Origin of the sequence: Paenibacillus agri (genome assembly GCF_013359945.1) — a bacterium.
Taxonomy (GTDB): Bacteria; Bacillota; Bacilli; order Paenibacillales; family Paenibacillaceae; genus Paenibacillus_AQ; species Paenibacillus_AQ agri.
Genome location: NZ_JABWCS010000177.1, coordinates 1 through 26,914 on the forward strand (window position 1 = coordinate 1; position 26,914 = coordinate 26,914).

At 49.0% G+C, this 26,914-nt stretch carries 26 protein-coding genes, 1 pseudogene and 1 other annotated feature; all 27 genes and pseudogenes read right to left on the reverse strand.

Annotated features, from left to right (window positions below; all coding sequences use genetic code 11):
* Positions 1–410 precede the first annotated feature (410 nt).
* On the reverse strand, positions 411–2,417 hold the full coding sequence (locus HPT30_RS29515; RefSeq protein WP_312876278.1) for a LysM peptidoglycan-binding domain-containing protein: 2,007 nt from the start codon (positions 2,415–2,417) through the stop codon (positions 411–413).
* A 311-nt stretch (positions 2,418–2,728) separates the two neighbouring features.
* Positions 2,729–3,610 carry a branched-chain-amino-acid transaminase gene (gene ilvE / locus HPT30_RS01590; protein ID WP_175369788.1) on the reverse strand — a complete coding sequence of 294 codons (882 nt, stop codon included), beginning with the start codon at positions 3,608–3,610 and terminating at the stop codon, positions 2,729–2,731.
* A gap of 3 nt (positions 3,611–3,613) precedes the next feature.
* Positions 3,614–4,501: a prephenate dehydratase gene (gene pheA, locus HPT30_RS01595; protein ID WP_175369789.1), complete on the reverse strand. Its 888-nt coding sequence runs from the start codon at positions 4,499–4,501 to the stop codon at positions 3,614–3,616.
* Positions 4,498–5,478 carry a homoserine kinase gene (thrB, locus tag HPT30_RS01600; RefSeq protein WP_175369790.1) on the reverse strand — a complete coding sequence of 327 codons (981 nt, stop codon included), beginning with the start codon at positions 5,476–5,478 and terminating at the stop codon, positions 4,498–4,500. Before thrB ends, pheA begins: the two co-directional genes overlap by 4 nt.
* A gap of 47 nt (positions 5,479–5,525) precedes the next feature.
* Positions 5,526–6,812 carry a homoserine dehydrogenase gene (locus tag HPT30_RS01605; RefSeq protein WP_175369791.1) on the reverse strand — a complete coding sequence of 429 codons (1,287 nt, stop codon included), beginning with the start codon at positions 6,810–6,812 and terminating at the stop codon, positions 5,526–5,528.
* Positions 6,813–6,869: 57 nt separating this feature from the next.
* Complete coding sequence (locus tag HPT30_RS01610) at positions 6,870–7,307, reverse strand: ACT domain-containing protein (protein ID WP_066376981.1); 438 nt, start codon at positions 7,305–7,307, stop codon at positions 6,870–6,872.
* A 174-nt stretch (positions 7,308–7,481) separates the two neighbouring features.
* Positions 7,482–8,255 (reverse strand): helix-turn-helix domain-containing protein, encoded by a 774-nt coding sequence (locus HPT30_RS01615; protein ID WP_175369792.1) that lies wholly within the window; start codon positions 8,253–8,255, stop codon positions 7,482–7,484.
* 14 nt (positions 8,256–8,269) lie between these two features.
* Positions 8,270–9,016, reverse strand: a complete 747-nt coding sequence (locus tag HPT30_RS01620) for a hypothetical protein (RefSeq protein ID WP_175369793.1) — start codon at positions 9,014–9,016, stop codon at positions 8,270–8,272.
* Positions 9,017–9,027: 11 nt separating this feature from the next.
* Positions 9,028–10,200 (reverse strand): SPFH domain-containing protein, encoded by a 1,173-nt coding sequence (locus tag HPT30_RS01625; RefSeq protein WP_175369794.1) that lies wholly within the window; start codon positions 10,198–10,200, stop codon positions 9,028–9,030.
* 334 nt (positions 10,201–10,534) lie between these two features.
* Complete coding sequence (gene obgE / locus HPT30_RS01630) at positions 10,535–11,845, reverse strand: GTPase ObgE (RefSeq protein ID WP_175369795.1); 1,311 nt, start codon at positions 11,843–11,845, stop codon at positions 10,535–10,537.
* Positions 11,846–11,860: 15 nt separating this feature from the next.
* Positions 11,861–12,601 (reverse strand): Spo0B domain-containing protein, encoded by a 741-nt coding sequence (locus HPT30_RS01635; protein ID WP_175369796.1) that lies wholly within the window; start codon positions 12,599–12,601, stop codon positions 11,861–11,863.
* Between the two features lie 284 nt (positions 12,602–12,885).
* Positions 12,886–13,197, reverse strand: coding sequence for a 50S ribosomal protein L27 (gene rpmA, locus HPT30_RS01640; RefSeq protein WP_020429282.1), 312 nt, complete (start codon positions 13,195–13,197; stop codon positions 12,886–12,888).
* An 18-nt stretch (positions 13,198–13,215) separates the two neighbouring features.
* The gene (locus tag HPT30_RS01645; RefSeq protein ID WP_175369797.1) at positions 13,216–13,551 is read right to left on the reverse strand and encodes a ribosomal-processing cysteine protease Prp; all 336 of its coding nucleotides are present in this window, start codon (positions 13,549–13,551) and stop codon (positions 13,216–13,218) included.
* 12 nt (positions 13,552–13,563) lie between these two features.
* Positions 13,564–13,875: a 50S ribosomal protein L21 gene (gene rplU / locus HPT30_RS01650; RefSeq protein WP_150269346.1), complete on the reverse strand. Its 312-nt coding sequence runs from the start codon at positions 13,873–13,875 to the stop codon at positions 13,564–13,566.
* 14 nt (positions 13,876–13,889) lie between these two features.
* Positions 13,890–13,976, reverse strand: a sequence feature (ribosomal protein L21 leader region).
* 744 nt (positions 13,977–14,720) lie between these two features.
* Positions 14,721–15,962, reverse strand: coding sequence for an Rne/Rng family ribonuclease (locus HPT30_RS01655; protein ID WP_175369798.1), 1,242 nt, complete (start codon positions 15,960–15,962; stop codon positions 14,721–14,723).
* Positions 15,963–16,024: 62 nt separating this feature from the next.
* Positions 16,025–16,867, reverse strand: coding sequence for a M50 family metallopeptidase (locus HPT30_RS01660; protein WP_175369799.1), 843 nt, complete (start codon positions 16,865–16,867; stop codon positions 16,025–16,027).
* Complete coding sequence (locus tag HPT30_RS01665) at positions 16,860–17,717, reverse strand: M23 family metallopeptidase (protein WP_175369800.1); 858 nt, start codon at positions 17,715–17,717, stop codon at positions 16,860–16,862. The genes HPT30_RS01660 and HPT30_RS01665 overlap by 8 nt, the downstream gene beginning before the upstream one ends.
* A 168-nt stretch (positions 17,718–17,885) precedes the next feature.
* A complete protein-coding gene (gene minD / locus HPT30_RS01670) occupies positions 17,886–18,680 on the reverse strand; it encodes a septum site-determining protein MinD (protein WP_175369801.1) in 795 nt (264 codons plus the stop codon).
* A gap of 5 nt (positions 18,681–18,685) precedes the next feature.
* Positions 18,686–19,345: a septum site-determining protein MinC gene (minC, locus tag HPT30_RS01675; RefSeq protein WP_175369802.1), complete on the reverse strand. Its 660-nt coding sequence runs from the start codon at positions 19,343–19,345 to the stop codon at positions 18,686–18,688.
* 80 nt (positions 19,346–19,425) lie between these two features.
* Positions 19,426–19,956 carry a rod shape-determining protein MreD gene (gene mreD / locus HPT30_RS01680; RefSeq protein ID WP_175369803.1) on the reverse strand — a complete coding sequence of 177 codons (531 nt, stop codon included), beginning with the start codon at positions 19,954–19,956 and terminating at the stop codon, positions 19,426–19,428.
* Positions 19,956–20,834, reverse strand: a complete 879-nt coding sequence (mreC, locus tag HPT30_RS01685; RefSeq protein WP_175369804.1) for a rod shape-determining protein MreC — start codon at positions 20,832–20,834, stop codon at positions 19,956–19,958. Before mreC ends, mreD begins: the two co-directional genes overlap by 1 nt.
* Before the next feature lie 57 nt (positions 20,835–20,891).
* Entirely contained in the window at positions 20,892–21,926 is a 1,035-nt protein-coding gene (locus HPT30_RS01690) for a rod shape-determining protein (protein WP_175369805.1), read from the reverse strand.
* A 39-nt stretch (positions 21,927–21,965) separates the two neighbouring features.
* On the reverse strand, positions 21,966–22,655 hold the full coding sequence (gene radC, locus HPT30_RS01695) for a RadC family protein (protein WP_175369806.1): 690 nt from the start codon (positions 22,653–22,655) through the stop codon (positions 21,966–21,968).
* A gap of 42 nt (positions 22,656–22,697) precedes the next feature.
* Positions 22,698–22,785, reverse strand: a pseudogene (locus tag HPT30_RS31175) (septum formation protein Maf); the annotation flags it as partial.
* Positions 22,786–23,130: 345 nt separating this feature from the next.
* Positions 23,131–23,262, reverse strand: coding sequence for a hypothetical protein (locus HPT30_RS30320; RefSeq protein WP_281364445.1), 132 nt, complete (start codon positions 23,260–23,262; stop codon positions 23,131–23,133).
* A 139-nt stretch (positions 23,263–23,401) separates the two neighbouring features.
* Positions 23,402–24,139 carry a Maf family protein gene (locus HPT30_RS01700; protein ID WP_175369807.1) on the reverse strand — a complete coding sequence of 246 codons (738 nt, stop codon included), beginning with the start codon at positions 24,137–24,139 and terminating at the stop codon, positions 23,402–23,404.
* 126 nt (positions 24,140–24,265) lie between these two features.
* On the reverse strand, positions 24,266–26,914 hold a 2,649-nt coding region (locus HPT30_RS01705; protein ID WP_175369808.1), incomplete at its 5' end, for an S-layer homology domain-containing protein.

Below are 26,914 nucleotides of genomic sequence, written 5' to 3' on the forward strand. Positions count from 1 at the left end.
AAATTGGTATTTAGAAAGAGCGATTGCTCATTTTGAAACATCTGACGAGAATTAAATTCTCATTTTTGAACTCACTTTCGTGAATTCGATACTCACTCGTTGTTCAGTTTTCAAAGATCAAGCTGTTCTCGTTGTCCGCTCGATGTCTCAGCAGCAACTCTTATACTATATCATGTCCGGCGTTTTAATGTCAAGCTCTTTTTTTAATTCCTTTTTCGTGCTCGGCATCGTTTGTTTCTCGGCCAGAAATAGAATATACCATGGATAAAAGGACATTGCAAGTGTTTTTATTGAAGAGTTCTCAATATTCGCTTAAATAACCTTACTAACACAAGACAAAAACGTACAGATGCTGTATCTGTCGATACAACGTCTGTACGTAATGCTTTCACCATGTCATCGAGTTCGCCTTAGTTAGAAATCCATGGATTTCTGCGTTTTTTGGCACTGTCATTTCGGTTACTTTTACTTGATCTTTGTGATTTACCTGAGGATTTGCCTGACTTGCTTTGTCCTGAAGTTTTAGCCTTGGAAGCTACTTCCACTTTCTTACTCTCCTTCTGTTCGACAACTCTTTTGCTAGGAACTTCTGTAGTGGTTGCTGCAATGGGCTGGCTCTCCTGAATAATTACTTCAGGCTCTTGAATTTCTGGCACACGGCTATGATGAGCATAATCGCCAATTCCCGGATATTGTGGATTCGGAGGAATATTAGATACTGCAGGTCCTCCCCCTCCAAAAGCTCCCAGAGGTGCATTCGGAACTATTCCCTGATTAGGAGAAAACGGCGCTCCTGTCTCATAAGGCGAGACTACACCGGGATGATGTCCATACGTAGGAAATGAGTTATAGATTGGAGCCTCATAAGTAAACGGCTGATAAGGATGTTCTCCCCCGCATCCGCAAGGCGGCCATGGCAGATTCTGCGGGTGCACACTATATTGAGGGCTAACCGCGCCAGGAAATTGATTGTTGGGCTGTATTCCAGATACAAAACTATCATTTGGTGCAGCATTGACCGAATTATGCCATGGAGACTGATTCTCTACAGCCGGCGATACATTCGTGTGCCATGGGGACTGGTTCTCTGCAACCGGCGATACATTCGTATGCCATGGGGACTGATTCTCTACAGCCGGTGATACATTCGTGTGCCATGGGGACTGGTTCTCTGTAGCCGGCGATACATTCGTGTGCCATGGAGACTGATTCTCCGTAGCCGGTGATACATTCGTGTGCCATGGGGACTGATTCTCTGCAGCCGGCGATACATTCGTATGCCATGGAGACTGATTCTCTGCTACTGGTGATACGTTGGTGTGCCATGGAGACTGGTTTGCTGTAGCCGGCGATACATTCGTGTGCCATGGGGACTGGTTCTCCGTAGCCGGTGAGACATTCGTGTGCCATGGGGGCTGGTTCTCCGTAGCCGGTGAGACCCATTCCGGGTAATAGTAAAATGGAGGGCAATCCGGAGCGTACCATGGCTGTACATACGACGGCTGTACGTAATTAGTTTGCGGGCTAAGGTTTACATTGGGAGCAGTTGTTCCATGGAATGGACTAGTTTCTGTTAATCCAGGATATCCTGCACTGTGATCGCAAGGCGACTTCTTCTCTTCAAAGACAGGTGCCACCGGTTTGTATTCCGATTTAGGAGGTTCATGATGTGAAATGGCTTCTTGAGCGGGAACTGAAATTTGTACAAAGAGGCTTTGAGATTCGGTATGGATTGTTTCTTTCACCGGCACAACCTCAGCAATCGGTGAAACAGCATTGGGTACAGGCTCATTGACAGGCACTGGAGCTGGATTAGGATTAATGTTGGAGGCTGGGCTAAGATTCGGATTGGGGTTGAGGTTGGGTTTAGCAATCGGTACTGGAGCGGGAGTTGGTGCTGGAACAGGAGCTGGGACGGATTCGGCAAGTGGCGCAACGGGTGGCGCAGGCTGTTCTTTAGGCCCGGTGTATGTTTTTCCTCCAACCTGTGTTTTTTCAGACACGGCATTGGCCGCTGGTACTGGCGTAACGTTCTCGTTTTGGATTGGAGCTACGTTCCCATTAGGCAGTGGTGACACTGTTCCTTTCTTGGGGATGTTGACCACTTCTCCAATCAGCAGGGCGTTAGGATTCTTCAACTGGGGATTGGCATCTACCACATCCTTCAGAGGAACCCCCCAAGCCTTGGACAATTTCCACAAGGTATCCCCTTGTTTTACCGTGTGCTTGTAGTAGAGATCACTATTGCCGGGTACGGGCGAAGTACCAGAAGAGGGGATCTTCACTTTCTCACCGACCGACAGCACATCGGGATTGCTGAGTTGCGGATTGGCCTCGATTATTTTTTCCAGCGGCACTCCGTACTTTTGCGACAATGCATACAGTGTATCGCCTTGTTTGACAATGTGTATTTTCACGCAGCATTAACCTCCCTGAAAATTTTTGGAGTATTGCCTGCTTGCATAGTTATATGCGGTACAGCCGCCTCCTTCGTTACTACATCTTATGCAGCCCATGGGCGATTGACATCCCTGATGCAAAAAAAATCCTTTCATGCGTACATGAAAGGATCTCTGGGTTTGTACAGAAACTTCTATCATGGTGCACATCAAAGAATTTCTGAGTTTGTACAGAAACTTCTATCATGGTGCACATGAAAGGATTTCTGAGTTTATGCAAAAGCTCCTATCATGATATACATGACAGGAGCTTTTAATTAGATGTATTGTTATTCCCAAACCTTATAGCCGTCTTTATCAACGACGTTGCGGAACTCTTCAAGCAGCTTCAGTGTGATCGGACCCGCTTGACCTGAGCCGATGATGCGACCGTCAATCTCACGTGCCGCGATAACTTCAGCAGCCGTACCTGTGAAGAACACCTCATCTGCGATATAAACATCGTGCATGGTGAATGGCTCTTCCTTCAGCTTGATGCCAAGCTTCTCACACAGCTCAATGATCGCAAGACGCGTGATACCTTCAAGGGCACCGAGATAGCAAGGAGGCGTGTACACCACACCATTTTTGATGATGAAAATGTTGTCGCCTGAACCTTCGGTTACGTAACCTTGAGCGTTCATCATGATCGCCTCGTCGGCTTCAGCCAGGTTAGACTGCAGCTTCACCAGAATGTTGTTCAGGTAGTTGAGCGATTTAATCTTCGGATTAAGCGCATCCGGGAGATTACGACGCTGGGATACCGAAACGGCACGAAGTCCATTCAAGTAAGCCTGCTCCGAATAAATCGCCAGTTGCTCCACAATAATGATGACACTTGCTTTCGGACAACGACGCGGGTCGAGACCCAGATTACCTACACCGCGGGAAACAATCAGACGGATGTAGCCGTTGCGCATATCATTGCGGCGAATGGTCTCCGCCATAGCTTCCTGCATCTCATCAAGGGTCAATGGAATTTCCAGCATGATCGACTTTGCCGAATCATACAGCCTGTCCAAATGCTCTTTAGACTTGAATATATTTCCGTTGTAAATACGGATACCTTCAAAAATACCGTCACCATACAAAAACCCGTGATCAAAAACGGATACCTTTGCATCTTCCTTTGTTACATATTGTCCATCTAAATAGATTACTTGCTCTGCCATTACTTACTGCACCTCCGCTTTCTCTTCCTCATAGGTGTATGTGGGGTATGAACCCAGAATCCGGACCTGGCAACCGAGGGCCTTGATTTCCTCAATAGCCGCAGGCAGCAGGACGGATTCTATCGGTTCGAGCACATCAATGTAAAAATAATAAGTACCCAGCTTCTTCTTCGTCGGCCTGGATTCAATACGTGACAAGTTCAGTCTCCGCCAGGCAAAGGCAGCAAGCACCTGATGCAGGGCACCCGGAAAATCCTCCGGAAGCGTGACAAGCACACTGGTCTTATTACCGCTGCTCTCGCGGGGAAGTGACACTTTCTCAGGGCCAACCAGAACGAAACGTGTGTAATTGTTATCGTGATCCGTAATTTTACGGTCGATTATTTCCAGCCCATGCTTGGCAGCACCAAGCGCTGTACCAATGGCTGCCCAGCCTTTGCCGGGATTGTTCTTAACGATCTCTACAGCTTCAGAAGTGCTACCTGTCGGCTCAAGCTCTGCCAAAGGCGCATGCTTGCGAATATACTGGCCGCACTGCGCGGTCGCTACAGGATGGGAAAGGATCTTCACCAGCCTGGAGTAATCCTTGTTACCACTTGCATCTGTGAATTCACCAGGATTAGCAATCAGATTTTGAATCGAAGGAAAAATCCATTCTGCCTGCATCGGCAAATCAACCTCATTGATCAACCAGTCGATATGCAGACTCACAGAGCCTTCAATCGTATTCTCAATCGGAATTACGCTATAATCCGTGATGCCATTCACCGTAGAAAGAAACACGTCGGAAATTAACTTATGATGCACAATGTTTACCGGCTCACCGCCGAACAAATACAGCAGCGCTTCATGGGATACCGAGCCCTGCGGCAGTACCGCTATTGATTTCATGACCGTACTTCTCCTTTTATCATATCCAAAAATGACTCACTTTGCATCCCGGTCCTCGGGAGCACCTCCGCTGTTACACCTTCAGCACAGGCAGGCAGCCAGCAAGTGCGCGCAGGAATGCCGTGCTCCTGCATCGTTTCCTTCAGGAAAGCCTCCAGTTCAGCCTTTCGGCTCTCCCTGCCGTCCACAAATGCGAGCAGCGTTGGACCGGCACCACTGAGCGCAATACCTAGCGCTCCATGCTGCGGCGCTTCGGCAAGCAGCTTCTCCATACCTGGCACTAGCGGCGCCCGGTACGGCTGATGCAGCCGATCCTGCATCGCTTTGCCGATCATATCCAGTCTGCCGGATGCCAGCGCCGCCGTCAACAAGGACGTGCGGCTGATGTTATAGACAGCGTCACGGACCGTCACTTCGGCTGGCAGAACGCCGCGGGCTTTCGTGGTTGCAAGCTCGAACTCGGGAATGACGACGAGCACTTCCAGATTCTCCGGCGAATCAAGCCGGATATAATCAGCCTCGACTCCGTCCCAGACGGCGGTGATAATACCTCCGAACAGGGAAGCGCCGACGTTATCGGGATGCTTTTCCAGCGCGGTGGCCATATTGAAGAGCTTTGCGTTATCCAGAGGCGAACCAATCATAGCATTGGCTGCCGCCAGCGCACCGACAATGGCAGATGCGCTGCTCCCCAGACCCCGAGCCAACGGAATTTCCGAGTACATGGAGATGGATAGCTCAGGTACCGAGACACCCGCTTCTGCAAAGACCATCTGGGCCACTTGATACAACAGGTTGCTCTTATCCTGGGGCACCCCCTTCATCTCGTCGCCGTAAAGATGAAATATGGTCTCCGGTGCTTCCTCCATCTCAATCCAGGCATAAAGGGACAGGGCCATGCCCAATGTATCAAAGCCCGGACCGAGATTAGCGGTGCTGGCCGGGACTTTAACCCGTGACCTTCCGTAATTACTCATAGCAGGTGTGATCTCCTTATCTTTTTTGCAGAATGGATTCTAGATGGTTAACCTTCTACACGATAATGACTCTTGACGCGGCGGATTACACTTAATTCTTCAAGATGACGAAGGACCTTATCCATACTTGCCTTGCTGGCATCATGGGTTACGATAATAATCTCCGCATTGGGATTGTTAGGATTGGCTTGCTGCACAACCGAATCCAGGCTGACATCATACTCCGCAAAGACCTGTGTAATCTTGGCCAGCACCCCTGCCTTGTCATCGACATGCAGCAGCAAGAAGTTTTTATAGAAGATATCTTCACTGTCCTTCAGCTTCTTCTGCTTGTAAGGAACAATCTGCTTAAGTCCGTTTACACCCAATCTCAGGTTCTTGATCACCGCTACCAGATCGGCTACGACTGAAGTTGCGGTAGGCATTGCGCCGGCACCCGCACCGTAGAACATCGTCTCCCCGACAGCTTCGCCATACACATATACTGCGTTAAATACGCCGCCAACGGAGGCCAGCGGATGTCCGGAACGGATCATCGTCGGCTGGACACTGATGCTGAAAGCATCGTTGTCACATTCCGCGATACCAAGGAGCTTCATTTCATAGCCGAGACGCTTGGCAAAAACAATATCCTCCTTGCTCACGCTGGAGATTCCCTTCACACTAACGTCGCTGAGTTCAGCATTGGTGCGGAAGCCAAGTGTACCGAGAATTGCCATTTTCCGCGCGGCATCAAGCCCTTCCACATCCGAGGTTGGATCAGACTCTGCATACCCAAGCTCCTGAGCTTCCTTCAGCACATCATCATAGGAGGCGCCTTCCTGACTCATTTTTGAGAGAATATAGTTGGTTGTACCGTTCACAATCCCCATAATCTTCATGATCTTGTCGGAAGAGAACCCTTCAATAAGGGTACGGATAATCGGAATGCCTCCCGCCACACTAGCTTCATAAAATACATCGCACTGCTTTTCCTGTGCCTTAGCCAGGATCTCCGCCCCGTGCAGCGCCATCAAATCTTTGTTGGCGGTCACGATGTGCTTGCCGCGCTCCAGTGCTTCAAGAAGATATTCTTTGGTTCCGGCAATGCCACCCATCACCTCTACGATGACATCAATCTCGGGATCACGGATAACCTCCCACGGGTCTGTAGTGATTTTGGCGGGATCTATCTCCACATCACGGGGTTTATCGAGATCCTTCACAGCAATGCGTTCAATCAGAATGGGAGACCCGACCTGACTACTGAGGTCCTCCTGATTTCCATCCACGATACGGACAACGCCTGTACCGACTGTTCCCAGACCCAGCAAACCAACTTTAACCGGCTTCATCAATATCCTCCTTATAAGTATACGAAGCAATCGCTCCGAAAAAAATACCTGTAGTGTTTAGCCTTGCCCCACAATCAACGCCCGCTTCACACCTGAAATGTTCTTCAGACTGTCCAGCATTTCCCCCAGCTCTTGATTCAAATGGGAGATTTCCACGGAAATAACCACGTTCGCCCGTCCCTGCAGCGGAATACTCTGGTGAATGGTCAGCACATTCGCTCCATGTCCTGCCACACAGCCCAGCACCTTGGAGAGCATGCCGGATTCGTGTTCCAAATCCATGGAGATCGTGACAATACGCTCACGCTCCAGCTGGTGAATTAAGTGAATGCCATCCTTGTATTTATAAAAAGCGCTCCGGCTTAAACCTACCTGTTCCACACCCTCGTGTACAGTCTTGGCATCACCGGCTTCAAGCAGCTGTTTAACCTGCATCGTCTTGAGCACCGCATCGGGTAATATGTCCTCACGGACCAAATAATAGCGTTCTTTCACGAACGTCCTCTCCTCAAAGACTTTTGTGTTTTAATAGTGGACATTATAATAGATTTTTGCCTGAAAAAGCAATAGTTTTTCGTCCAACTTTGAAACAGGGCCTCTGCTGCACCCGAAAATAAAACAAAGCCCCCGACAAAATCGGAGGCTTCGCACATACCGCAGCTTGCGTTATCAGCTATATGTCAGAGTTGTTCCACAATAGTCGCAAGGCTTCGCCTGTCCTGGCTGCACGGTATTCTGTGCGCCGCAGCCCGGGCAGCGCATCGCCTTGGGCAGTTGCTGCGGACCTGGCTTTGGCTTCGGTTGACTGGATGCAGACGTTTTCTCCGAAGAGCCGGAAGGGGCTGCTGCCTGCCCTGCTCTGGCAGTGCTAGTTGTTTCTTTTACCGCGCTGCCTTCCGCGCCTTGCCCTTCATAAAATGTCAGCCCGTGAGGGATGAGACCTTGCTCCTGCAAATACCGCAGATCTCTGCGCACATCACTTTCACTTTGCCCGGTAAGCTGGGCCAGTGTACCGATGTACCGCACCCCCTCGTCCAGAGACATCACCATGTACGAATGACAGAGCTGTGAAAACTTGAGTTTGGCCTTGGATGCAGCATTACCTAGAAAGTAAGCGGGCATAAGGAAGAGGATCGCGATGAAGACAATAAAGAAAATTCCCATATTTAAATCATCTAAACCACCCGACAGTATCATAATCAAGGAAAGATCAACAAAGCCCCCAATCAGCGCATGACACAACAAATTATAGTTGCTGGCTTTCCGCTGATTCTTGTAATGTGTCAGCAGCATTCGAAGTATAGCAGCAACAAGACCTACGGGCATCAGAACATATGATAATGCAATAATAAAACTGTCGATCCCCGTCCGGTTATAGCCCAGCAGATAGAACTCTCTTCCGCTTCCCGATGCGGGGGGATCTTGAATATTTACTCTAGCCATCTAGCGTATTCCCCCTATTTAAGCGCCGCTAACTCACGGTTGCGGCGCTGAAGTGTAGCCTCAATGTCGCCTATGATGCCTTCCAGCTGCGCTTCCCAGCCTTTTCCCGGCTCGCCCGAGGATAGCAGAAGCTCCACCTGATCTCGCAGCAAAGCGATTTGCTGGCTCAGCATATCCTCTGTTGCGAACAAAGACGGTCTGGACACCGGATCACTGTATGTAAATGCCTCTTCTACGCTGCCAATCCGTTTCACAAGCGTCTCTGCTTCAGCATGTCTCCAGCTCCGGGCAGCCCGCTTGATGTCGGCCAGTTCCTTCCGCTGCCGGAATAGACTGCGCGTCGCCTGCTTCTCTTTATTCTCTTGTGCTCCAGCATTCCAGCCGTAGAGCCCAATAAGAGCTAGACAACCACCAGCGGCAGCGAGAACTAGCAGCTGCACAGCTGCGTACCAGAAGGCCGGCAGTCCCAGTAGCCGATCCAGAAACACGGCCGAGATTACTACGGCCACCGCATAGGCGGCAATAATGAACGCGCCGCTAAGCAGGATCGGTGGCGTCCCGCTGACGCTGCCTGCGCTTTTTATCCAAAAGAGTGTGTAACCAAAGACCACGCTTTCAGCTATCAGCACTGCGATCAATGTGATCACGAGCCGCGGCAAGTTGTCGGAGAAACCAAGCATCGTCAGGAGCAATACTGTAGCAATGATCACCACGGTATAAATTACAGTGATGATGCCTGTATAAGGCTTTTTCCGGTTCATGGCATCCTCCTTTATCCAGCCTTCGTGCCGCATTCTGCGCAGAATTTCTGGCCGGGCTTCAGTTCATGACCGCAGCCGCTGCATTTGATGATTTGCTTTTCTCCGCATTGCGGACAGAATTTAGATCCAGGAGATAACTCATGCCCGCACTTATAACAGCTCAGCTTGCTTGAGGCTGCATCTGTGGGCGGAGTGGACAAATTCTGTCCGCAACTGCTGCAGAATGAGGATCCGGCTGTATTAACATTGCCGCATTTTGAGCAAGACTTAGTTCCGTTCCCGGAGTGAACACCTGCGTCAAATCCAATTCCCCGAGTCATCTGATTGACCATCTCAGCAGCTGGACCGGCAAAGCCTATTCCCATGCCAAGCCCCATTCCAGCGTTCATCATCCCCGTTCCAATGTTGCCCCCCGGGTTGCCGGCAGCCTCTTCCAGCGAATTAAAGCTGCGTTCCTGCTGGTACGTGTAGCCGATAATGTCCATCTCTGCTTTCTTGGCCAGTGCTTCCTTCAGCCGCGCAGTCGCGGGATCATCGTCCGGAATATTAATGGAATCAATATAGAAATTATTCAGCTCAATGCCAGTGTCCATAAAGGTCGGCGCCAGACGTTCCTGGATGTGTTTGGATATTTCGGCCACATAGGCGTTAATCTCCAGAATACTGATTTTTTTATGCACCAGGTAGGAAGAGACCAGTTCATTGATATTGGCCATCAAGATTCCCCGGAAATAGGTAAGGAGTTTATCCTGATCGAACTGTGGCAGTGTACCTACCACCTTGAGCAGAAACTTGCGCGGATCTGCAATCTTCACCCCAAATTGCCCGAAAGAACGAACGGAGACAATGATCTTATATTTAGGGTCTTGAAGCTGGAGCGGCGAGCTCGTTCCCCATTTGACATTCATAGCGTTCATTTTGTTTATGAACCATACCTCAGCTGTGAAGGGAGACTTGCCGCCAAACGGCAGGTTCACAAGATTGGACAATACCGGAATATTTGCTGTGCTGAGCGTATGTCTGCCTGCTGTAAAAGAATCCAAAGCCTGGCCGCCCTTAAACAGGATAGCCTCTTGCGACTCATTAACGATAAGCTGTGTCCATGTGCCGAGCTCCTGATTGGGATATTTCCAGGCAAAGACACCCGGAGGGCCATCATATTTCACCACTTCAATTATTGCCATCTGCGTATCCCTCTTTCATATTCATGGATATGTAGGTATATATCGGCCGTTCCGTAATACCTCTGAATAAGACTGCCCATCAATTGGAAATAAGTGCTTTTCCGTTCTTTATTGTATACGATAAATTCATGGTTTTGGTGGCTTTTTGTGAAAATAAATTGAGCATCATGTACAAATGGCTTCGCCTTCCTTTAAGGGACGGCATCCGTTCCAGCGAGAATAATAAGGATGATTTTTCAGCGTAAAACGTATACAGCCTTATATTTAAAAAAGCGCCTACTCCATCTGCCTCATACAAGGCCAGACAAAGTAGACGCTCAGACAGCCTTACTGCTTAGTAGTAGCTGCTGTTCTCCACAAACTCAAACTCAAAATCAGCAATTCGGACAATCGTGCCTTCCACAGCGCCTCGTCTGCGCAGTTCCGCATCCACGCCCATATGACGCAGGGTCCGGGCCAGCTTCAGAATGGCATCATGCGTATTCAGCTGCATCCGCTTGAGCATCCGCTCAATACGTGGACTGTTAACGACATAAGTATCGTTATCACGGGTAATCGTGAAGGTATTGTCGTTCTCAGCTTCCAGCTTGTATACTTTGCGTTCGCTGGCCTCAGCAACCTCTTCCACCACCGGAGCAACCGGAATGCTGTCAAGAATGTCGGTAGCCCGGTACAGCAGCTCTTGCACACCCTCGCGAGTCAGTGAGGAAATCGGCATAATCTCAATATCCGGGCGCACCTGCGCCACTTGCTCACGGAAGGAAGCCAGATGCTCAGCAGATTCAGGCATATCCATCTTGTTGGCTGCAACAATCTGCGGACGTTCCGCAAGATTGGCATTGTATTGTCTGAGCTCATCATTGATCTTCACCCAGTCCTCGAATGGATCGCGCCCCTCCGAACCGGACATGTCCACGACATGAATGATAATCCGTGTACGCTCTACATGGCGCAGGAATTCATGGCCAAGGCCAATCCCTTCATGTGCCCCTTCAATCAGTCCAGGCAGATCCGCCATAACGAAACTGCGTCCGTCACCGACATCCACCACACCAAGATTCGGAGTAATCGTTGTAAAATGGTACGCGCCGATCTTCGGCTTGGCGGCAGATACCACTGACAGCAACGTGGACTTCCCTACACTAGGGAATCCGACAAGCCCTACATCAGCCATGACTTTCAGTTCCATGACGATATAGCGCTCCTGACCTTCCTCGCCATTCTCGGCGAGTTCAGGTGCCGTATTGGCCGCTGTTGCAAAACGAGTGTTGCCTCGGCCACCCCGTCCGCCTTTTGCCACAACCACTTGCTGACCATGACGAGTCATATCGGCGATCACTTCGTTAGTATCATCATCAATCAGAATCGTTCCCGGGGGGATACGAACGATCATATGTTCAGCATTGGCACCATGCTGGCTCTTATTGCGTCCTTTAACTCCACGGTCAGCTTTAAAGTGACGCTGGTACCGGAAATCCATCAGTGTACGCAAGCCTTCGTCCACACGGAAGATAACGTCGCCGCCTCGGCCGCCGTCACCACCAGCTGGACCACCTTCCGGCACATATTTCTCGCGGCGGAAAGCCACGAGACCGTCACCACCGTCGCCGCCTTTTACATAAATCTTAGCTTTATCTACGAACATTCACGTTCACCTTCCTCACATCTCAAACGGCAGACGCAGCTCTACATAAGCCTCGCCGGGCTTGAACTGTTCTGCTCTCATAATTTTGCCTTGTACTATATTATCAATTTGCACCCTGAGCAGTTCGGGATTGCCATGCCCTCCCTCACTTTCAAAGGAGATAAGAATGTCTCCGCCATCCTGTCTAAAGCCTAGCTCGAGTCTCCTGGAGTCCCCTTGTGCGGCAAGCCCACTGTATTGGTAAGCCCTTACGGTCTGCATTACAATCGAAGTTAGTTCTTCCCCCGTCTCCGGTGTCAACTTGTCCACTAGCTCCAAGCCTTCCTCCACCTGGATCACAAGATCCAAGCTACTTCTGTACGTTCGGAATGACTGCAGATAAAAGACCAGCGAAGGAATACCCAACTTAGCGATCCGGCTATCGAGCGCAATGCCTTCTTTTATTCTTTCCACACATTGCACTGATTTATCAGGCTTGCCGAGCTGAATATATCCATAAAGAACTTGCAATTCATTCATCCAGTCATGACGATGATGGCCTAGTGTGCGGATTGCAGCCTCTTGCATTCTCTGCTCCTGTAAATGCAGCTCCCTCTCATAATGGCGCCGGGTCCGGCTCCACGTGAAAGCAAGTACAGCCGCTACCCAGAAACCGAGCAGCAGGCATGTGAAAAGGGACGTCCGCCAATACACGAGACCTAAAGGAAGTGCTGCGGAACTCATGACTGCCCAGATTACACGTTTCCAGGATTTCATTCTTATTCCCCGTCCCTCAGTTCGCAAAATTCATGACCCCGTTAGAAAATCTGCACATCTTTTTACCATTTTCCAGTATAACACAGCCATTCCCGGAAGATCATTAGCTTCCGACTTAAAATTCACGAAACCCAAGAAAAACTTCAAATCTAAACCAAGAAAAACTTCAAATCTAAACCAAGAAAAACTTCAAATCTAAACCAAGAAAATATTCAAATCTAATTTATCAAAAAAACCTCCGGCACTCATGCCGGAGGCTTCACTGTCTTTATGGTTCTGTAAGCTTACGCTTCCAGTGCCGCTGCTACCGGAGCGACATCAACCGGGTACACGCTCACTTTTTTGCGATCGCGGCCCCAACGTTCGAACTTCACTACGCCGTCCACCAAAGCGAACAAAGTATCATCTTTACCGATACCTACGTTCGTACCTGGGTGAATTTTAGTTCCGCGTTGACGAACCAGAATGTTACCACCGGTAACTGCTTGACCGTCAGCACGTTTCACGCCAAGACGTTTAGAGTGGGAATCACGTCCGTTCTTTGTGGAACCTACACCCTTTTTCGATGCGAATAATTGAAGATCCAATTTCAACATGTTGGTCAACCTCCTTCTTTAAATAATGTCTTGCTGTATCGTTATATACTTCCCGTATGATTCTGCGATATCAGTCAGCATCAGGACCATGGATTCCAGCAGCAATTGTACTTTGGCAGAAATGTTAGGATCTTCAATGGAACCCAGGGTTGCACTCAAGAATCCATTCTTCATGGACGAATCCATAACCACTCCAGTCAAAGATTCAATCGAATTGACCGTACCAACCGTCACAGTCGATACACCGGCACAGACGATATCCTCGCCGCGTTTCGCAAAGCCTGCATGCCCTTTAACCTCAAACGCAACAATAGTTCCGAGTTCCAAAGACCTGGTAATCTGCACGTTAATCATAAACGCACCTTCTTACGCTTGGATCTTCTCAATCGTTACTTTCGTGTACGGTTGACGATGACCTTGCTTCTTGTGGTAGTTCTTCTTAGGTTTGTATTTGTAAACTACAACCTTTTGGCCTTTGCCGTGTTTCTCAACCTTAGCTGTTACAGTAGCGCCGCTCACGAGCGGAGTTCCTGCAGTCAAACCGCCTTCAGTGGAAACAGCCAATACACGGTCAAACGTTACGCTTGCACCGTCTTCAGCGTTCAGCTTCTCAATGAACAATACGTCGCCCTCTTGGACTTTGTATTGCTTACCGCCAGTTTCGATAATTGCATACATTGTAATTGCACCTCCTCATGTCTCAGACTCGCCTAGTCTAGGTGGCGAATTCCCTAGGGAAACCGCACTTTCATACCCGATCGGAGCGGTTACAGCATGTGCAGGGCCAGATAACCAAACACATACTTGAAGATATTATCATAGATATTGCCTACAGTCAATGCTGCAACATGAATTGAATATAGTCAGCGTAATTTTCTGCTACTAATCCTGATTTCTTCGCTATTCATCCTGATTTTCTCATATATTAATACTATTTTCCGCCAATAATCCTAATTTCCTGCTACTAATCTTGATTTCCTGCTATTAATCCCAATCTCCTGCTATATAGAAGACGTTACGAACAAAACTGAAGGAGAGACCAAACCTCCCGAATGGCTCCGAAGTGTAAATAACGGCATTTTTGTACCTTAAATGTGGTGCAATGGCTGATCGGCCTAGATTAAGGGCAATTTTGTATCTTAAATATTCCAAATGAAGGTTTTTCAGCAGATTGGCATGAAATAAGATACAATAATGCTCTTATTTGGCTATTTACCCTGAAAAGAAGAAATATAAGGTACAAAAATGCCGTTAATTGGGATGCAGCAGAAATGAATGCTGTGTGAGACACCACCCTGAGGTGTTATGCCTACAGTGATATGCCTACAGTGATATGCCTACAGTGTCATTGACTGTTTTATGGAATTCAAGACATGCAGCCGCAAGACCCATTTTCACCGGAGAGATGCTGGATTTTATTAAATTCAAATTATAAAACGGTGCAGCATATAGACTTACACATATAAACTAAGTCTACAGCTCATACACCTGCAGCATTTAAACTTATCCCTCCAGCCAAATCCCTACTCGTGCCAGTTGCCAGACTTTCCAGTGCCTCCGCAGCATGGGCAGATAGCTGGCGCAAATCCGGTGGAATCGTGTCTTGCTTTTTTACGAGTCATCTCCAGTAGTCCAAGCCTTGTCCAGCCCAGAATATGCGTCTTCGTCCGATCTTTGCTGATCACGCGTTCCAGGCAGTCCGTCACCATTCTCCGGTGTTCCTCCTGCTCCATATCAATAAAATCAATAATGATGATCCCACCGGTATCCCGCAAACGGATCAGACGTCCGATTTCCTCTGCTGCGAGCAGGTTCGTGCGCGTCACTGTCTCCTCCAACGATGCCCCGCCCGTATACTGAGCCGTATTAACATCAATAACGGTGAGCGCCTCGGCCTCATCCCAGATGAGCGTGGCCCCGCCTTCCAGCATGATTTTCCGTGCAAATCCCCTATGCAACTGCTCCTGCACACCATAAGCCGTCAAAATCGACTCCTTGCCACTATACAATCTTACAGGCTTGTACCCTCCGGGTGCCATATCGTCAAGGAAGACCTCCGCCTCTTTAGCCGCCTTGGCGGAATCCAGCACCAACTCGTCGCGCTCCGGGTTGAACGCGTCCCTAATAAATCGCTGCACAATACTGAGGTCAGAGTGAAGCAGTGCCGGCACTTCCGATGAAAGCGCACGCCGCGAGATGTGATCCCACTGCGCACGCAAGAAAGCAAGATCTCCTCCTACGGCTTCCTGGGGCTGATCTTCGGAAACGGTCCGCATGATGATGCCCTCTTCTGCCCTGCGCAGACGTTCACCGATGCCCTTTAGCCGGTTCCGCTCCGACTCACGATTGATCTTCTTCGATACGCCGACGTATTCGGCGAAAGGCATAAAAACAATCCAGCGGCCCGGCAGTGTATAATGTGTGGTCACACGGGCACCCTTGCCGCCCCGGGGCTCTTTTCTAACCTGAACCACAATGTCCTGTCCAGGCTGAAGCAGCGTCTCGATAGAGGGCTTCACCGCAGGTTGCTTCTCCAAATGGGGATGCAAAACATCGTCAACATATAAAAATGCATTCTTCTTCTGTCCGATATCAACAAAAGCAGCCTGCATACCTGGTAGTACATTAATAACTCTGGCCTTGTAAAAGCTTCCGACCAGCCCTTGCTGCTGATCGCGTTCCGCCGCATACTCCACCAGCTTCCCGTTCTCCAGAAGGGCCATCCGGGTCATATGCTGTGTAGAGTGAACGATCATCTGTTTCATGGCTTCACCTCTGGTTCAATCAATCTTTCATATTCACTATCAAATCCTGCTAAGCTTATATTCTACATTCCAAAGTAGGAAGAGATCAAACGCTGTTCCGGTACTACGGCAACCACGTCACCTTCACGGTTCAGCACATATACCAAATGGTATTGGTTACGTTTAAATAGACGCAATATAGCATCCAAAGGTTTCGCAGCCTTGGCAACAATCGGCGAGGCCACCGTTCCCGTTAGAAGATGCCGCTCGTATACCGCTTCACGATTCATTAAGAAAGCCATGAATACATAGGGCATATTGCGTTGATCAGTAACGTTGGAATAAAGCAGAAAAGCGCCAATCATGAGCACGTTCAGCCGCAAGCCTCCACCCGCTCCAAGCGGCAGCAGTGCATAGACCACAACCAGAACACTCGCAGCTATACTTAATCGTCCGCACCATAACAAAGTGAAATAATAGGGACATATCACGCTCGTTGCTGCTCGAAGCACCTTCCCCCCGTCAAGAGGAAGAATCGGTAGTAAGTTAAAAAGTGCAATGATGGCATTAGCTTCAATAAAATAATTCAAAAAAGCCTCATTCCCCAGACCCAGACTGCCAACAAGCCAAGCGAACAGCATCAAAATGCCATTCTGGAGCGGACCAGCCAGCGCAATCGCAATCTCCTTGCCCGCGGTCAGCCTTCCATGATCTTCGATGACGGCAACGCCGCCAAAGGGAAGCAGCTGGACAGATTTGACGGTTACTCCGGCGAGAAGCGCTGCACAGACATGTCCCAATTCGTGAATCAGCACGATGGTGAATAAGGTGAGCAGTTCGAGAAACTGTCCGGTCAGGACAGAAAAAAGCATGATCAGCACGAACAGCGGATGCAGCGACAGTTCGATGCCTTTGATCCTAATCAAAGGTAATCACTTCGGATGGATCAATATAGGTCTTGTCCTTCATCATCGCAAAAAAGAACATCGTCTCCGGCGTCGTTCCTGGATCAACAATCCAGCCGACCGCATCACCGCTCTGCACCCAGTCGTCGGCTTTGAGCCGGGTTCCACTCAAATGGCCGTATTCGGCAGTGACATTCCCCGTATGGCGGAGCGTCACGCGGATACCGCCTTTCGCTTCCCGAGATACGGACAGCACACGCCCCATATCTACACTCTTCACCGTCACACTGCCACTTGAATCTTCTTCAGGCATAATTTCCACACCTTTCAGTGTGGTAGCAAACGGCTGGACGATGCTCCCTGCCAGGGGTGCACTCCACTCATGAAGGGCTGAAACCTTCTCCGCCGATTGTTCTTTATCCCCGAAGATAGGGATGAACGCCGGCGCGCCATCAAAATGCTCTTCATACCACACTCTGACCGCTGCAAAATCCATGTCATGGCTCAGCGCATCAACAATAAAGGCCTGTGTCTTATGTGCCCAGGGCTGCTGGATTGCAAAAATTCCCCATACGGCACCAAAGACAAGAATACTGGCAACTGTCCGGCGCAAAAATCCCGTGATAAAACGAGGCTTCCCGCCGTCCCCGTCGTCTTCCCAGTTATTGCGGCGCTGCTTCCAGAGCAGCTCTGGATCGGGTTCTGAGTCTAAGCTGATCTCCTTCTTCGGTTCCTGGTTCCATTCCTTGAAGGTTGTATTCTGTTCAGGTAAGTCATATAACGGCGGGAGCGGCGATTCCTTGGAGGTGTCCTCCAGCAAAAGGCGGATGCGCTCCTTGCGACGGTTCTTGATATCTGATTTCTGGTCCATATCGATCCCTCCGGCGGGCTTGTTTACTTCCATTTTATGAAGCGGGGAAGTCTCTTTAGAACAAGCCTCCGACAGACCGGAGGGTGAAATGGCATAAAAATGGGGCCCCCGCACAATTTCTAAGCGGTGGGTCCCCGTATTTCGGTAATCCTATGAAAAATGCCTTGTTTAACCTAATCCGAAAAACTTCTTGAATTTCTTAAACGTACCTGGCTTGCGGTCCAGCTGCATTAGCGGCACGGCATCGCCAAGAATACGGCGAGCAATGTTGCGGTATGCAATAGCAGCTGCGGAATCAGGATTCATAACGGTAGGTTCGCCACTGTTAGCGGCTTTGATTACCATTTCATCATCCGGGACAATCCCGATCAGATCGATGTTCAGCACCTGCAATATATCTTCAATATCCAGCATATCACCCGATTTGATCAGACCCGGACGGATACGGTTCACCACCAGCTTCGGCGACTCCACATTGGATTGCTCCAGCAGTCCGATAATCCGGTCCGCGTCCCGTACTGCGGCATGCTCCGGCGTGGTAACCACGATAGACTTGTCCGCACCCGCAATCGCATTGCGGAAGCCGTGCTCAATACCAGCCGGGCAATCGATTAGGACATATTCATACTCCTTCTTCAGCTCCAGGATAATATCCCGTACCTGCTCGGGAGTCACGGCGGTCTTGTCCTTCGTCTGGGCGGCAGGCAGCATGTACAGCTCATCAAAGCGCTTGTCCTTGACTAGCGCCTGATTCAGACGACAGCGTCCTTCGGCAACATCCACGAGATCATAGATAATCCGATTCTCCAGCCCCATTACAACATCTAGATTACGCAGTCCGATATCCGTATCGACCAGACATACTTTTTTGCCCTGCAGCGCAAGTGCGGTACCAATATTGGCTGTTGTGGTTGTTTTGCCAACTCCGCCTTTACCCGAGGTTACGACAATCGCTTCTCCCATGGAGGCTACACCCCTTTAAACACATTTAAACCTTGACGTAATTTGACCATATTATGAATCTTGTCGATTTGCATAGCTCCGTTTGTTAGATAAGCAAATTCCATGCTGCTCTCGCGGGTCTCCCATTCGTCCGGTGGACGGCTGATGATGTCTGCGATACGAAGCTGGGTCGGTGACAGAAGCGAAGCCGCGATAATCGCTTCTTCATTGCCCTCCACACCGGCATGGGCCATTCCTCTGAGCGCTCCAAGAATATAAATGTCACCAGAACAGGTTACTGTTCCCCCGGGGTTCACATCGCCGAGAAGCAAAAGGTTCCCCTGATGGTGCAACACCTGTCCGGAACGGACCATCCCGCTGACCATATATAGAGCATCGCTGTCTACAACGCTCGGATCTTCCAGCGCCTCCACGGACCGAATCAAGAGATTGCCCTGACCTCTAAGAATGTCCAGAACAGCATCCTTCTCTTCTTCGGATACGGGGCGGCTGCCCAGCTTAACATCCACATGCACTATCGGTCCAGTCAAAATATTTTGATGGCTGTGCTCCAGCTTGAAGCGAAGCTCGCTCAGAAGATCTTCAAAGGGACACTTGTCGTCTAGCAGGAATACCAGGCCATCCTTGATGCCCTTGATCCTTACATGTTTGGATTTCACTGTCATATACCTGTCCCCCTATCCTGAATCATTCGTGCCGGGCCCCTCAAGTTCCTGCTTTTCCGCGGAAGAAATTACCTACTGGATTATGCGGTTTCTTCCTTGCGCGTCTCATTCTTCAGCTTCTCAAGCTGACGACGGAGCGGAACATACAGGAGCAGGCCTATGGCAAAATGAAAGAGCATGGAAGGAAGCATATACTCAAGAATCGCCCAGCTGTAGGGTTCCTGATTCAAATTAAATACGCTGTAAATTCCGAATAGAATCGTGTCTGATAACAGGCTTCCCAGCAAAACTACTGTCATCATGAGCGGCAGCGGTGCACGGGGAGTCTGGAAGATCAGACCGATCAGATAGGCCGAAACGCCCATTGCAAAGGAATGGGCGCCGAGAATCCGACCATAAAAAACAATATCATGCAGCATACCGAAACTGAGACCAAGAATCAGTGCTGTATGACGGTGATGGTAAACCGTTACAAACAAGATCACAATAAAGACCAGATTGGGAATCACTCGCATCTGCCAAGCATTCGGGATCAGTCTCGGCAGAACAGTCCCTTCAAGTATGAATAAGAGGAACAGCAGCAAAATACCGACCGATTTATTTACTCTCACTATTCAGCACGCTCCTGCGTGTAAACGACAATCAGTTCCTTCCAATCCTGAAAATCAGCAGCAGGCGTAATCACTGCGGAGGAGGTTAGGCCAAATTCGCCTACCTTGACACTGTCAACAGTTCCGATAGTCAGTCCTCGCGGATACAAGCCGCCGATGCCGGAAGACACGATCTGATCCTTAGGCTGGATCGGATCACCGGGCGGAATCTTGTTCATCGTAAGTTTATTCGTCTTCGGATCATAGCTCTCAATCATACCGAAGGTGGCGTTCTCTTTGCCGATGGCTGTAGCTGCGATCGCCGACTGTGAATTCGGATCGTTGGCGTTCATCATCGTCATCAGCTTTACCGTAGAGGTAAAGTTGCTGACCTGACTGATCACACCGACCAGACCTTCTGTAGAGATTACCGCCATATTCGGTCTAACCCCATCCTTGGAACCGATATCAATGACTAGCGTACTATTGTTAGGTTCAGTATTGATGCTCTCAACATGGGCAATACGATAGTCGTAGTTATATTTCTCTTTCTGTGACTCTGTAAATTTGAGATCTTTCATGAGGCGCTCATTCTCGGATTGAATAAAGTTATATTGCGCTTTCTCCCGTGTGTACTGAGCAACGACAATCTTGAGCTGTTCGTTCTCTTCAGCCAGCTTGTGCAGGTTGGCGATATCTTCAAAGAAGCCCGCTACATATCCAGCGGGCTTGTAGAATATGCCTTGCACAAAACCGGTCGTATCCCTGACAAAGTTCTCCGGCCAGGACAAGGATTTCCTTGTCCCCAGGCTGAAGCCCATGACCACGATGAACATCACCAGGGTAATCAGCAAGATGAACAAACGCTTGTTATTAAATAACTTAAACAGTTTCAACACCCTCTAACAACCGTTTTTCTCCCCTATCAAGGGTTGACGTTCACAAGCAGTCCAATCTTAACGCTTGGAGCGGAAGGTAGAGCCGCTGCGGCTCTTGAACAGGTGAATGTTCTCCAGGGCCTTGCCCGTTCCGATCGCTACACAGTCAAGCGGATTTTCGGCCACAATAACCGGCATGCCGGTCTCGCGCGCTAGCAATTTGTCCAAATTGCGCAGCAATGCTCCGCCACCAGTCAGCACAATACCGCGGTCCATAATGTCAGCAGCAAGCTCCGGCGGACATTTCTCCAGGGTAACTTTTACAGCTTCAATAATAGCAGTTACGGTATCCGCCAATGCTTCGCAAATCTCATCAGAGGTAATGGTCAGTGTCTTCGGCAGACCAGTCACGAGATCGCGTCCGCGGATCTCCATCGTTTCGGTCTTCTCCAGCGGCAACGCGGAACCGACATCCATCTTGAGCTGCTCGGAAGTACGCTCACCGATCATCAGGTTATATTGACGCTTGATGTACTGGATAATGGACTCGTCCATTTCATCACCGGCAACACGTACGGAACGGCTAGTTACAATACCACCAAGGGAAATAACTGCTACCTCCGTTGTACCTCCGCCGATATCTACAACCATACTACCGGTCGGTTCCCATACTGGTAGATCCGCGCCGATTGCAGCTGCGAATGGTTCCTCGATAATATAAGCCTCACGTGCGCCAGCTTGTCTGGTTGCATCTTCAACAGCACGCTGTTCTACAGCAGTAATCCCGGAAGGAACGCAGACCATCACGTTCGGATGACGCTGGAACATGGAACGCTGCTTCTGTGCCTGGCGGATAAAGTATTTGATCATTGTAGCTGTTGTATCAAAGTCGGCAATAACCCCGTCCTTCATCGGTCGGATGGCACGGATATTTCCCGGCGTACGACCGATCATTTTTTTGGCAGATTCACCTACAGCTTCAATGGATTTCGTATCCGTATTTATAGCCACAACGGAAGGCTCTCTTACCACAATGCCCTTACCGCGCAAATAGACTAGCGTGTTCGCTGTCCCCAAATCAATTCCTAAGTCTTTCGTAAAGCCACCTAACATGCTGTATTCTCCTTTTCCTAGTCAATCTTAAAAATTCTATTACATATGACCTTTTTCCTTCAAACTAATAAAACCTTTATCTCCGATAATGAGATGATCCAGAACGTCAATGCCGACAATTTCTCCCGCTCTAAGCAATCTCCCCGTCAGGGCGATATCTTCCGGACTAGGTGTGGGATCACCGCTAGGATGATTGTGCGCACAAATAATGGAAGCGCTGCTGCACTTGATGGCTGCCCGGAAGACTTCACGGGGATGCACGATGGAAGCATTCAGACTGCCCATAGACAGTGTCTCCTGTGCAATAACATGATTCTTCGTATTGAGAAACAGGCAGACAAAATGCTCCTTCTGGAGGTAACGCAATTGCTCAGTCAAAATCTCAGCCGCATCCTGAGGACTGCGGATAATAACCGGTTCGGTCAGCCGGGAATTCGCCATGCGCCTTCCAAGCTCAATGCCAGCTTTTAGTTGCACCGCCTTGGCAGGGCCGATGCCTTTGATTTCAGTCATTTCCTTAATGCTAAGGTCTGCCAGCTGACGCAAGCTGCCTACCTGGCTAAGGATTCTCTGCGCAACATGAATAGCTGATTCCTGATGTGTTCCCGTCCGCAGCAGAATGGCCAGCAGCTCTGCTTGGCTGAGTGATTCCGCCCCATAATGCATCATGCGCTCTCTTGGTCGTTCTTCATGGGGGAGGTCCCGCAGCATAAATGTTTGCGACTCCATCCCGATCCCTCTTCCCTTTATTCTGCCTGTCGATTCAGGGCCAGCTATGCCAAATTCGGACAGCATGTCCCAATAGCTGCGACAACGGCAGTCCGATAACGTTAAAATAACAGCCTTCGATTCTGTCCACTTAAGTGAAACCAATCCATTGAAGCCTTAATTGCAACTATTAGCGTTCGGGGCGAGGATGTAATGAGTGGAGCAGGTTATTGGGCCGACTCTCCAGCACATTCCGCATATGTAAGATTAATGCGCCTCTAATCGTTACGTCGTTCATCCAGATGTGATAATATCTTTGATTTTTCGACGAATACCCTTAACATCCAACTCATTATACCACGATTCTATTCCAAGCATTGAATCATCATAGGCGAAAGAGTCATAATTATCGTCTATTAGAAACCTTGCTCCTTTATTTTTCATTTTCCGAAGGAAAAGTAATGTTAAAGGGCGGCTCTCTATTGATTTATCAATTTTAAGCGGTTAAAATCTGGTCTGTCAAATGTGCACCCACGGATGCTGCTATCCTCACATCACTCATGGTCTGAATGTCCCTGTTGTAGCTTTCCTGAATGTATGACGTAACATCATCTTCATCCACACTCATCGTGCCTCCTAAGCAAGTATAACCTAAAATAAACGCTCATAGAGTGGAATGAATATAAACAACATTTACCAATTGTTTTTTTCACTTCACACGCGCAAAAAAGGTGCAGCAATAACTGACACCTTCGCTTGGAAATACTTTACTTCGACTGGAATGGACTCATCCCAAATTTCAAAACAATCGGGTACAGCAAATTCAAGGGAAGACCCATCACACTGTAAAAATCACCCTCGATTCTTTCGATGAACACAGAGCCTATCCCCTGCACACCGTAACTTCCGGCTTTATCAAGCGGTTCACCTGTGTTTATATATGCCCAAATTTCCTCATCGCTCATAGGTCTGAACGTAATCTGGCTAACCGTGTGACCGACAATTGCCGCTGGTTGTCCGCTTGCAGACAGGGCTGTTACACGATACTGACCAGTCTTTCCAAGGTACATTGGGATCTCATTGGTCTCAGGTTTATCTAGTGGTCTGCCGGCTGCATGATCCCGCTCGTCCGTCTGTATATCAATGACAGCAACGCCAGTATAGACATGATGCGTCTGTCCTTGCAGAGACTGCAGCATACGGAATGCGTCTTCAGCGTCTTTAGGTTTGCCAAGCACTGTATCTCCCAGCACTACAATCGTATCGGAGCCAACAATAACACCGCCCGTTTCGAAGCGCGTTTCAGCTATACAACGTTCGTTTACAGCCTGTGCTTTTCGGTGGGAAAGCTGTTCTACAATCTCGGCAGGAGATAAGCCGGGCTCCGTCGTTTCATCGGCATCACTGACTATTACTTCATAAGGAAGGTTCAAGGAAGAGATCAGCTCCTGCCTTCTCGGGGAAGACGAGGCCAAAATAATCGTTTTTGGCTTAACAATCGACATAAATCCGGTCCCTCTTTTCATATGTTGCTGCATTCAGTATAACAAAATGAAGGGGCAACATAAAATAATGGACTATCTGCCATCTCAGGTGAGCTTGGCAGTATAGTCCATTAATGAAATCGAGCTTTATTTCTCCTGCTCTACTCTTCTTTCTGTACCCTCTTGAATGATGTAATCGTGATCTACCGATGCTTCTTCAATATCCCCGTATGCCCAGTGACTTGGACTAACATCAGACCATGAAGGGATAACTACACCGGCTAGCGGGCCGCGGCTCGTCAGACGATTAATCAGCGTGACTGCTTCGGCGCGGGTCATGTTCTTTTTCGGACGGAAGGTTCCGTCTTCATAACCCTTCAGAATACCGGCTTCTGCTGCCGAATTGATAGACTCACGAGCCCAACTGCCCGAAATATCCTTGAAGGAGTTCTCTCCCTTGCCTTGCAATTGCTTCAAGCGGGCCGTAATCCCTGCCATTTCCTCTCTCGTGATGAGCTGATTTGGCCGGAATGTTCCGTCCGGATATCCGTTCATGATACCTGCTTTCGTCACGGCCGCGATTTCTTCTGCTCCCCAGTCGCTACTAGAGACATCCGAATAAGCCGTGCCGTCCGTTTCGGATTTTGCAAGATGGAAGACCCGGAACAGTAAAGCCGCCACTTCTTGACGGGTTATGTTCTTCGCCGGTTTAAAGGTACCATCAGGATATCCATTGATGTACTTCTCATGATGCTGTGAATCTTGAGGTGCAGAAGGATTCACAGGAATCCCCAGCGTCGTAAACGTTAGACTTTCTGATAGTTTGGATTCTACTCCACCAACGATAGCTGACACGGTGAAGCTGTGCTTTGTTCCTGCCTCAAGCCCTGTAATTTCATAACGGGTACCCGTAATTCCGGAAGCAATCAGCTTTCCGTTATCATAAATGTTGTAAGAGGATGCTCCCGTTACAGGAGTCCAGCTTAGAGTTACTCCCGTTTGTGTACCATTGCTTGTTTTTAGGTCTCCAGGCGCATTATTACGCGCATTACTGCTGTCCGTGCTTCCCGAATTGCCTGAGCCAGAGTTCGACTCCTTGACCGGTTGCATAGAGAAGCTAAACTGCACCAGGCTTTGACCCACGTGAATGATTCCGTTTTGGATATAGCTGTCCGAGCCAGGATCAGGGGTCACACTGGTTTGCTCCGTCAATGTGTTAAACGTGCCATATCCCGGTTTCGTAGCCACAATGTAATAATCTCCATCCGGGAATACCATCCAGGCATACTCTCCGGCTGCATCCGTGACTTGTGGATTATGATTTTGATTAGGTGCAAAGCTAGGCAACTCCGGCAAGGCTACAAGCGTATTCGGAGTACGACCCTTCTGCTTGTTGAGTTCAGTATCCGCCCAGTACAGATTCATAGATACTCCGCTTACCGGTTGACCCGTAACCGCATCTTTAACAACGCCGTAAGGATCAATCAAGGAGTACACTACGCTCATTTCCCCGTTTTGATTCACGTTCACGGTTACAGTCGGTCCGGCTAAAATTGTTCCATCCGAAGCCTTAATCTGATACGCAACAATGTATTGTCCCTGCGGTACATTATTCACATCAAAGCTGCCGTTGGCATCGAGTACAACCTGTGATTTAAAGTTATTTGCACCTGCGCCTTGCACAATGGCGCTGACGTTTCCGGCTCCGAACAAACTGTCTATCGTCGGTTGCGGATTCCCGTTTTCGGCGGCGGTTTGCGCGATTAGTAGCTGGCCACTTATGTTATTAGCAGCAGTAAAAATTTGCTCCGTTCCGTTTAAAGTCCCCACTTGGGCAGTTTGCGTTTTATTTAACATCACCGTCTGATTACCAATGGTTACAGGGGTTTGAATGTTCATACTATAGTTCCAATTCCCCCGCGGCACGTAGATCTGGTACGAGCCATCCGCCCCAGTTGTTACTTCTTGAGAGAAATCTACAATTCCATCCCCGTTAAAATCTGTAGATACGGAGACAACCGCTCCGACTATTGGTTTGCCTGTGGTGTTGTCCGTTAGAACGCCATGAACCGAAGCTGGCATATAATGGACTGCTATGCTCGTCTGGGCCGTTAGTCCCGTCGAGTCGACGGCCGAGGCAGTGATAGTATTATGGACGGGTAATACCCCTGAAATAGCAGGTGCGGTAAATGTCACTACCGCAGTTCCGGTTGTATCTGTCACAGCCGTTTGCGTAGTGTTTCCGATCCCTTGGAACGTAATGGTCTTCCCCTCTACAGGATTCCCATCTACCAAACGTATAGCGCTGGCTTTCAGTGTAACTAGCGACTGTCCGTCTCCTACAACAGAAGCTGGAGAAGCCGTAAGATTCAGTCTAATGTCAGGGATACCGGCTTGCACCGTAAAGACTGCCGAAACAGACTTACCGTCATATTGCACCGTAATCACGGTGGTTCCCTCAGATATAGCCGTAACAATACCACTATCATCAACCGTTGCTACGGAAGGATCTGTTGTACTATAAATAGCTTTATCTGTCACATCCAAAATACTTTGGTCGGAGTATACTGCTGTTGTAACAAGAGCTTGGCTAGCTCCAACTTGAAGCAGCTCATTACTTGGATAAATCAACAAATCAACAACATATTGCGTTGGCGCCGGCACCTTAATATCGTCTGCGGTCAGTATGATCAGCTTGAACGATACCACCTTGTTATTGCTGTCTACTTCATACACGCCAATGTATTTGTTTGTTGTTGCATCCACGTCAGTGATATCTTCGCCTGGCGTGTACGG